The sequence below is a fragment of the Sphingomonas segetis genome, from assembly GCF_009720245.1.
In the GTDB taxonomy this organism is placed as follows: Bacteria; Pseudomonadota; Alphaproteobacteria; order Sphingomonadales; family Sphingomonadaceae; genus Sphingomicrobium; species Sphingomicrobium segetis.
In genome coordinates, this window is the sequence record NZ_WJSQ01000016.1 from 19,105 (window position 1) to 27,292 (window position 8,188).

The following is an 8,188-nucleotide window of genomic DNA, read 5'->3' on the forward strand; positions in this document are numbered from 1 at the left end:
CATGCTCATCGCACTCGTCGGCATCGTCAACCTGCTGCTCACCATCCTCACCTGGGTGATCATCATCCAGGTGGTCCTGAGCTGGCTGCTCGCGTTCAACGTGCTCAACACCAATTCAAACGGCGTGCGCGCCTTCGCCATGGCGATCGACCGCATCACCGCGCCGCTCTACCGGCCGATCCGGCGCATGCTTCCCGACTTCGGCGGCATCGATTTCTCGCCTTTGGTGATCCTGATTTTGATCCAGGTCATCAAGAAGCTGCTCGCCGGCGTCGTCACCCAATATTATTACGGCTGATGAGCGCGAAGTTGATCGACGGAAAGGCCGCCGCTGCCGCGCTTCGCGGGCGGATTGCCATCGAGGTTTCGCGCTTCCGCGAGTCCATCGGACGCGCCCCCGGCCTGGCGGTAGTCCTGATCGGCGAGCATCCCCCGTCCAACGCCTATGTCCGCTCGAAAGTGAAGGCGACGCGCGAAGCCGGCATGGAAAGTTTCGAGCACCGCCTTCCCGAATCGATCGAACAAGGCGAGCTGCTGGCGCTGATCGACGAGCTCAACGCCGATCCGGCGGTCGATGGCATCCTCGTTCAGCTCCCGCTGCCGCCACACATCGACGAGCGGGTGATCATCACCCGCCTCTCGCCCGACAAGGACGTCGACGGCTTCCATCCGGAGAACGCCGGCCGCCTCGCGATCGGTCTCCACGGTTTCGTGCCGTGCACGCCGCTCGGCTGCCTGATGCTGCTGCAGCAGGAGCGGGGCGACCTGACCGGGCTCGATGCGATCGTCGTCGGACGCTCCAACATCGTCGGCAAGCCGATGGCGCAGCTGCTGCTCCAGGCGAACTGCACCGTCACGATCGCGCACTCGCGCACCCGCGACCTGCCTGCGGCCGTGCGCCGCTGCGACATCGTCGTCGCGGCGGTCGGCCGCCCCGAGCTTATCCGCGGCGACTGGCTCAAGCCCGGATCGACGGTGATCGACGTCGGACAGGAGCGGGTCGAACTGCCGGACGGGAGCCGCAAGCTCCTCGGCGACGTCGCGTTCGATGAGGCGATCGAGGTTGCCGGGGCTATTACCCCCGTCCCCGGCGGCGTCGGTCCGATGACGATCGCCTGCCTGATCCGCAACACGTTCGTGTCGGCAGCCCGGCGCGAGCGCTTCGTTTATGAGAGAAGCCTATGATCGCCGCACTTCTCCTCGCTGCCGCCGCGCCGAGCGCCGTCGATGCCGAGCTCGCTTTCGCCCGCGACGCGCAGCGGCTGGGCCAGTGGACCGCGTTTCGCAAATGGGCCGGCCAGGATGCGGTCGTGTTCACGCCACAGGCCGCCTGGGCCCGCGAGGTGCTGCCGAAGAAAGACCCGCCGAAGGCGATAAGCTGGCGCCCGGCGCACAGCTTCGTTTCGTGCGACGGACGGACGGCCGTGAACACCGGCCCGTGGTTCGGGCTCAATGGCAAGATGGGCGGCTATTTCACGACGGTGTGGCAGCGCACGCGCGCCGGATGGCGCTGGGCCTATGACGGCGGCGGACCGCTGGCCAAGGGTGCGCCTGTGCCGGCCGCGAAAGCGCAGGTTCACCGCGCATCCTGCCGCGCGAAGGCACCCGGCGCACCCGTCATCCCGCCTCCCGCGCTGACGCCTCGACAGGCGATGATGACTCCCGACGACAATGGCCGGGGCGAATCCGCCGACAAGACGCTGGGCTGGGACTGGAAGGTCGAGAAGGGCGGCGCTCGGCACTTGCGCGTCTTCCAGTGGAACGGCACGCGGTACGAGCAGGTGCTCTACAACGACGTTCCGGCACCGCCTCCTCCACCCGAAAAGCAATGATCGAGCTGTTCGGCTCGGCGTTGGTCACCTTCCTGGTGATCATCGACCCGCCGGGCTGCGCGCCGATCTTCGCCAGCCTCACCCGCGGAACCTCGCTCGCCCATCGGCGCGCGATGGCGATCCGCTCCTCGCTCATTGCCTGGGGCATCCTGCTGTTCTTCGCTTTGCTCGGCCGGCCGATGCTTCACTGGCTCGGGATCAGCCTTGCGAGCTTCCGCATCGCCGGCGGAATCATGCTCTTCTTCATTGCGATCGACATGGTGTTCGAGCGCCGCACCGAACGGCGCGAAAAAAGGGCCGAGTCGATCGAAGGCAAGCCCGAAGGGGAAGACATCAGCGTCTTCCCGATGGCCATGCCGATGATCAGCGGCCCCGGCTCGATCGCCAGCGTGATGCTGTGGGTGTCGCGCGCGGAAACGCCGCTCCACGTCGCCGTCGTCCTCGCCGCGATGACCGTGGTGGTGCTGATGACCATGGTGACCCTGCTCGCCGCTGGTCCGCTGATGCGCCTGATCGGTGACAAGGTCGAAGCCGCGATCACGCGGATCCTCGGCGTGATCCTCGCCGCGCTCGCCGCGCAGTTCGTGATCGACGGCTTGAAGGAAAGTTTCCCGAACGTGCTGGCTTAGCCCACCACCCGCCACATCTTGAACGGCGAATCGCTCGGAAGGTGGACCGGCTGGAGCCACTTGGGGACCTTGCCTCTCGCTAGCTGCCCGTAAAAGCCCTTTGGCGCTTCCGACATGAAGATCGTGGTCGTCGAGCTGTTCGGGCAGCTCAGCACGTAATCCGAGTGATATTTGCCCACGATGATCTGGTGCGCCTGTTCGGCGCTGCCGCGCCACGCGTGCATCACGTCGACGATCTGGCGGTAGTTGCGGTGGTAGGGCCCGGTGATCACGTCGTGATGGGTGAGCGTGATCAGCCGCGGGCCCAGATCGACGAAGGTGAACACCAGCCCCTTGGGCTGCAGCGCGACCGGGTGGAGCCCCCACAAGGAGGAGCAGAGGTTGTTCGCGCGCCCGATTGCGGCCCCGCGCGCAGGCGCTGCATTCTTCTCCGGGATCAAGCCCAGCAGCAACGGTACGGCGGCACCCACGCCAACGACGATCGCGACCACTGCGCCGCCCACGCGGACCGCCCAATGGCGGGACCCCCAGAACAGCGGGAACAGGAACCACACGATCGCCGACGCGCCTACCACCGCCATCATCTGCGCCGCCGGGCCGGTGCGGGTCTGCCACAGCAGCAGGAGCGAGGCGACGATGCCCGGCACGGCGACGCCGATGATTCGGCGCAGGAGGTCAGGATCGCGCCGCCGCATCCACGCCAGCAGGGCCCAGCCGATCGCTCCCGTGATCGGGAGCGCGGCGATCATCGAGGCGGTGCGCCAGCCGTGGAGGAAGACGGGCCGCGCCTCCTTGACGTAGGACATCCACAACCGCTGCGCTTCCGGCGAGATGTGCTCCGGCTTCTCGAGGCATTGCGGCCAGAAGGATGCGTGGAAGCCGGCGAGCATCAGGCCGGCAATGAGCGCAAGCCAGAAGCGCCTGGTCCAGCCGCCGCGCGGCGAGAACCAGGTCAGCGCATACATCAGGCCGCCGGCGAGAAGCGCGTCCGACAGATAGACCGGCGAGAGCGCGTCGCAGACCGGGTTGCGGTTGTCGTTGGAGGCGAAGATCAGGAACGCCAGCGCGATCCCGGCGCTCAGCGACAGCGCATAGGCGCGCAGCCGCGCTGCTTCCTTCGCGTCGGCAACCCAGAACAGCACCATCGCCGCGCCGGCGAGCGCGAGATAGATGACCATCTCGAGCCCGATGGCGAACGACAAGGCGGTGGTGGCGCCAAGCACGAGACCGCCACGTACGCGCCGGGGATCGGCGACCCCCGCGAGGCTGGCGGCAAGCAGCGCCAGCTGCCAGCCGTGATGATCGATCCGCTCGGGCATGAACATGCCGTTGGTCGACCCCGCGAAGACAATCGCCAGCAGTGCGATCGGATAGGCACGCGGGTCGATGAGCCGGCGCGCCGTCAGCGCGAGCGAGAAAAGCAGGAGAAGGTAAGGCAGGAGCGGCGCGATCGCGACGGCCCAGCGTTCGGCCGCGGGGCCGCCGAGCAACGGCCGCAAGCCCAGGATCAGCCCGGCGATCGGAAGGTCAACCAGCCGCGACCAGTGGATATTGGCGCCCCATGGCGGGTTCATCCGGTACTGCCGCAGGTCGAACCAGCCCTGCCCGTGGAGCAGCCCGCGGACCTGCATCATCCGCATGTTGTCGTCGGTATCGGGCAGGAAGAAGAAACGGATGCTGCTCCACTTCTCAATCATGAACCAGGCGCAGGCGACCAGCCACGCGGCCAGGACGATCCACTTCCAGTGTCGTCCGACGATCTCGACCGCGCGGCGCTCCCACGCCTCGACGTTGATTTGCAGCGCCTTGCCTTGCAGCATTTTTCCGGCTGTAGCCGGCAAACTCTAAACGGCAAGCAGCCGGGCATGGCGACGGGATTAAACGTCAGTAACGAAACCTTCGGGCAATTGGTCAGGTTCGCGCTGGTCGGGTTCTTCCTCGCCGGCGTCTATTCGGCCATCTACTGGTACCTCGCCACTTTCGTGATGGCGCCCGTGCTCGCGGTGGTCTTCGCCTTCCTCGTCGCGGTCAGCATCGGCTTCGTGCTCCACAGCCGCTGGAGCTTCCGCGGCCACGGCAAGCGCGAGGACCGGCGCATGAAGGTCAAGTTCTTCGCAGTCCAGGGTGCGGGCTTTCTGCTCAACGAGCTGTTCACCTGGGTGCTGACCGGACCGATGCACGGGCCCACCTGGTGGCCACTGGTCCCCGCGATCTTCATCACGCCGCTCGCGACCTATGCGCTAAACCGTCAGTGGGTGTTCGGCTGATGGAGCGTGTCGTCTACCAACAGATGGCCGAGCTCGACCAGCGCCACTGGTGGTACCGCGCGCGCCGCGAGATCCTCGCGGATCTCATCCGGCGCGAGGCGATGCCGCCGGCAGCCGGGCGGATCCTCGAAATCGGCTGCGGCACCGGCCACAACCTCGCGATGCTCGCTGAATTCGGTGAGGTCGACGCAGTCGAGCTCGACGACGAGGCGCGCGCCATCGCGCAGCAGCGGCTCGGCCGCGAGGTGATGAACGCGCCGCTTCCGGAACTGACAGGCCTCGGCGACCGGCGCTACGATCTCGTCGCCGCCCTCGACGTCATCGAGCATGTCGACGATGACGCGGCCGCGCTCACCGCCATCGCCGGCAAGCTCAAGCCGGGCGGCAAACTCGTGATGACCGTCCCGGCGCACCGCTGGATGTGGTCGGCCCACGACGTCGTCAACCACCACAAGCGCCGCTACTCGAAAGCGGCGTTGAGGAGGATCGTGGAAGCGTCGCCGCTCCACCTCGAGAAGTCCGGCTATTTCAACAGCCTGCTGTTCCCGCTCGCGATCGCCGAGAGACTCGCATCCAAGCTGCGCGGGAAGGATGATGCGGACGTGAAGCTTCCGCCGAAGCCGCTCAACGCCGCGCTCGAGGCAGTGTTCGCGGCGGAGCGTCACCTCGTCGGGCGCTTGCCCCTGCCGCCGGGCCTGTCGCTCTTCGCCGTCGCGTCGGCGATATAGCCGAGCTTCGCCTCGGCCCGGCCGTCCCCCGCCACCTCCTGGACGATGTACAGCGGACGCCCCTTCGCCTCGTTGTAGAGCCGGCCGATATATTCGCCCATCAGCGCAAGCACGAACATCTGCACCGCGCCGATAATGACGACGATCAGCATCAGCGAGGTCCAGCCGGGGACATTCCGCCCGGCGGTCCATGCATAAGCGATGTAGAGGACGAGGATCACCGATCCCATCGACAGCGCGAGCCCGACGTAGCTGGCGAGCTTCAGCGGCGCGGACGAGAAGCCGGTGAGCGCGTCGAACGCGAAGCGCATCATCTTCTTGAAGGGATATTTGGTCTCGCCGGCAAATCGCTCCTGTCGGTCATAGACGAACGCCACCTGCCTGAAGCCGATCCACGCGACCATCCCGCGGATGAACCGCGCCTGCTCCGGCATTGCCAGCAGCGCCTCGAGCGCCCGCCGGCTCATCAGCCGGAAATCGCCAGTATCGAGCGGGATGTCGACCTCGGTCGCACGCGACATCAGCCGGTAAAAGCCGTGCGCCGTCGCCCGCTTGAACGCAGTCTCTCCCGAGCGGCTGCGGCGCACGCCATAGACGACGTCCGCCTCCTCGGCGCGCATCACCTGCATCATTTCGGGCAGCAGCTCCGGCGGATCCTGCAAATCGGCGTCGATGATGAGCACCGTGTCGCCGCGGCAGAGATCGAGCCCTGCTGTGAGCGCGAGCTGGTGTCCGTGGTTGCGCGACAGGTTGACCGCCATGACGTGCGGATCGTCGGCCGCCATGCCGCGCATGATGGGCCAACTGCCGTCGCGCGAGCCGTCGTTGACGAGCACGATCTCATAATCGCTGTCGACCGCCGCGCGCGCCGCTGCGCCGAGCCGCCGGTGCAACGCGGGCAGACAGGCTTCTTCGTTGAAGCACGGTACGACGATCGACAGCGCGGGCATCAGTGCAGACGATAGAGGATGCTGCCGGGTCCCCGCCAGACCGGCTGCAATCCGGTGACGAGTCCGGCATCATGGGGCGGCACGTCGATCAGCCACACATAATCGAAATCGTCGCGCGGGAGAGAGGCGAGCGACTGGTCGATCGTCCGGTGGAGCGGGTCGCGGCACCGGTTGGGCCGAACCAGTTGCGACGGGTCGGCCGCATAATAGCCGGCGGCGCGATAGTTGAGATCGAGCAGGTTGACTCCTTCGAGCAGCCACTGGTCGTTGGAGAAGCCTTCGCGGCGGACGATCACCATCGCTCCCAGATGGCCATTGCGCAGCAGCGGCCAATATTCCCGGCACGGCATGCCGACGAGGCTGATCACGCGCGCCCCGCGGGGAAGATGGTCGATTGCCTCCAACTTTGCCGTCTGGTCGCGCCCGGCGAGGCCGAGGCTCAGGGTGTTGGCTACGGTGCGCGTTCCGAAGAACAACAGCCCGATCACCGCAAGCACTTGCGCAGTCGTCCGGTCGGGTGCGCCGCGGAAGCGGATCGCCAGTAGCGCGACGGCGATCACATAAGGAACCAGCCGCATGTCGGCGTAAGCCGAGCCGAACACGATTCGCGGAATGATCGCGAAAGCCGCCGCGAGCACGATCGCCGAAAAGGCGAGGTTGCGCGACAGCGTCAGCTTGCGGCTGAACAGCGCATAGAGAAAGACCAGCGCCGGGACGATCAGCGAGGCGATGTCGAGCCATTTCCAGCGGTCTCGCAGCGCCGAGTAGATCCAGCGCCATTTGATTTCCCAGTCGAACCAGTCGACCGTGTGGCCGCCGTGCGTCTCGCTGCGCCAGATCAGCATGATCAGGATTGGCAGGCCCATCACCGACGTTCGCAGCGCCGCCTCGATGCCCGCCCGCCACCAGGTCCGCCCGCGGTCGTGAAGCCGAACCGCATCAGCCGAAAAGCACATCAGGCCAAGCAGTCCCCAGCCGTAGGTGTGGGTGAAGAAGACGACGAGCGAGATCGGCACGAACAGCCATTCGCGAACGACTGTCCGCTCGAGCCGGCCGAGCCTCAGCCACAGCCCGAAGGCGAGGAAAGCAAGCGCAACCGACAGCGCGAAATTCACGAAGCCAAACAGGAATGGAAAGCCGTAGATGAACGGCAGCGCGAAAAATACGGTGGGCGGGATGCGCCCGTGCACTTCGCGCGCAACCCACAGGAAGCCCGCGGCGGTGAGCGGCGGAATCGCCATCACGATCACTTTCACCGCCCATTCGAGCCCGAGCAGCTTGCCGAGCGGGATGACGAGCACGTCGACGCCGAGGTTGCCGATCGCCGCCCAGTGATAATCGTAATAGGCCTGAAGCCAGGGCGAATGATCCAGGTCGAGCTCGACCCGGTAGCGCCCCATGTGCCCGAACAAATCGACGAGGGGCGGGATCGGCGGGTAGACGAGCGGCACCATGGTCGCGAACACGACGAGGGCGAGGCAGGCGCGCGATTCCCACCACGGGCGCCTCTCCACGATCACGTCGACCGGCAAGCTCGGTTCAACCCCCATAATCACAGACCTGTAAGCCGTTGGGGGCGCTCCTAGCGCCCCGCAATCAATTGTCCAACGCGGCCGGACTGGCGTGGAGCTTCTTCGCGCGAGGAATCAGGCGCCGGAAAGCACATCCTTGCGCACGCGCAGGACCCGCAGGCCCGTGAGGCCCGGGATCGCGACCGGATCGAGCCACTCGGGCGCGCGGCCGTCGTTGAGCATCGCCGCGAGGCCCCCCGGGCCGCGGCTG

Annotated in this window: 9 protein-coding genes; 6 read left to right on the forward strand and 3 right to left on the reverse strand. The window is 66.6% G+C overall.

Going from position 1 to position 8,188, the window contains the following annotated elements:
- The first annotated feature begins 1 nt into the window (after nt 1).
- Genes GH737_RS03005 through GH737_RS03020 form a run of 4 tightly spaced genes read left to right on the forward strand, consistent with a single transcriptional unit; the run spans nt 2 to nt 2,461 of the window.
- Nucleotides 2-298 carry a YggT family protein gene (locus tag GH737_RS03005; protein WP_155263380.1) on the forward strand — a complete coding sequence of 99 codons (297 nt, stop codon included), beginning with the start codon at nt 2-4 and terminating at the stop codon, nt 296-298.
- Nucleotides 298-1,185, forward strand: a complete 888-nt coding sequence (gene folD, locus GH737_RS03010; RefSeq protein WP_155263381.1) for a bifunctional methylenetetrahydrofolate dehydrogenase/methenyltetrahydrofolate cyclohydrolase FolD — start codon at nt 298-300, stop codon at nt 1,183-1,185. Before GH737_RS03005 ends, folD begins: the two co-directional genes overlap by 1 nt.
- Entirely contained in the window at nt 1,182-1,832 is a 651-nt protein-coding gene (locus tag GH737_RS03015) for a hypothetical protein (RefSeq protein ID WP_155263382.1), read from the forward strand. Before folD ends, GH737_RS03015 begins: the two co-directional genes overlap by 4 nt.
- Nucleotides 1,829-2,461 (forward strand): MarC family protein, encoded by a 633-nt coding sequence (locus tag GH737_RS03020; protein WP_155263383.1) that lies wholly within the window; start codon nt 1,829-1,831, stop codon nt 2,459-2,461. The genes GH737_RS03015 and GH737_RS03020 overlap by 4 nt, the downstream gene beginning before the upstream one ends.
- Here GH737_RS03020 and GH737_RS03025 read toward each other — a convergent pair.
- A complete protein-coding gene (locus GH737_RS03025; protein WP_155263384.1) occupies nt 2,458-4,281 on the reverse strand; it encodes an AcrB/AcrD/AcrF family protein in 1,824 nt (607 codons plus the stop codon). The genes GH737_RS03020 and GH737_RS03025 overlap by 4 nt on opposite strands.
- 45 nt (nt 4,282-4,326) lie before the next feature.
- Here GH737_RS03025 and GH737_RS03030 point away from each other — a divergent pair, with 45 nt between their 5' ends.
- Together GH737_RS03030 and GH737_RS03035 are read left to right on the forward strand one after the other, a co-directional pair.
- Nucleotides 4,327-4,728 carry a GtrA family protein gene (locus GH737_RS03030; RefSeq protein ID WP_155263385.1) on the forward strand — a complete coding sequence of 134 codons (402 nt, stop codon included), beginning with the start codon at nt 4,327-4,329 and terminating at the stop codon, nt 4,726-4,728.
- Entirely contained in the window at nt 4,728-5,456 is a 729-nt protein-coding gene (locus tag GH737_RS03035) for a class I SAM-dependent methyltransferase (protein WP_155263389.1), read from the forward strand. The genes GH737_RS03030 and GH737_RS03035 overlap by 1 nt, the downstream gene beginning before the upstream one ends.
- Here GH737_RS03035 and GH737_RS03040 read toward each other — a convergent pair.
- Nucleotides 5,390-6,406, reverse strand: a complete 1,017-nt coding sequence (locus GH737_RS03040) for a glycosyltransferase family 2 protein (RefSeq protein ID WP_155263386.1) — start codon at nt 6,404-6,406, stop codon at nt 5,390-5,392. The genes GH737_RS03035 and GH737_RS03040 overlap by 67 nt on opposite strands.
- Nucleotides 6,406-7,956: a hypothetical protein gene (locus GH737_RS03045; RefSeq protein ID WP_155263387.1), complete on the reverse strand. Its 1,551-nt coding sequence runs from the start codon at nt 7,954-7,956 to the stop codon at nt 6,406-6,408. The genes GH737_RS03040 and GH737_RS03045 overlap by 1 nt, the downstream gene beginning before the upstream one ends.
- Nucleotides 7,957-8,188 lie beyond the last annotated feature (232 nt).

Bases quoted from the DNA above. Each gene is read 5' to 3' on its own strand.
- GH737_RS03040 (WP_155263386.1), bottom strand. From the start codon at position 6,406: ATGCCCGCGCTGTCGATCGTCGTACCGTGCTTCAACGAAGAAGCCTGT.
- folD (WP_155263381.1), top strand. From the start codon at position 298: ATGAGCGCGAAGTTGATCGACGGAAAGGCCGCCGCTGCCGCGCTTCGC.
- GH737_RS03045 (WP_155263387.1), bottom strand. From the start codon at position 7,956: ATGGGGGTTGAACCGAGCTTGCCGGTCGACGTGATCGTGGAGAGGCGC.
- GH737_RS03030 (WP_155263385.1), top strand. From the start codon at position 4,327: ATGGCGACGGGATTAAACGTCAGTAACGAAACCTTCGGGCAATTGGTC.
- GH737_RS03005 (WP_155263380.1), top strand. From the start codon at position 2: ATGCTCATCGCACTCGTCGGCATCGTCAACCTGCTGCTCACCATCCTC.
- GH737_RS03020 (WP_155263383.1), top strand. From the start codon at position 1,829: ATGATCGAGCTGTTCGGCTCGGCGTTGGTCACCTTCCTGGTGATCATC.
- GH737_RS03035 (WP_155263389.1), top strand. From the start codon at position 4,728: ATGGAGCGTGTCGTCTACCAACAGATGGCCGAGCTCGACCAGCGCCAC.
- GH737_RS03015 (WP_155263382.1), top strand. From the start codon at position 1,182: ATGATCGCCGCACTTCTCCTCGCTGCCGCCGCGCCGAGCGCCGTCGAT.
- GH737_RS03025 (WP_155263384.1), bottom strand. From the start codon at position 4,281: ATGCTGCAAGGCAAGGCGCTGCAAATCAACGTCGAGGCGTGGGAGCGC.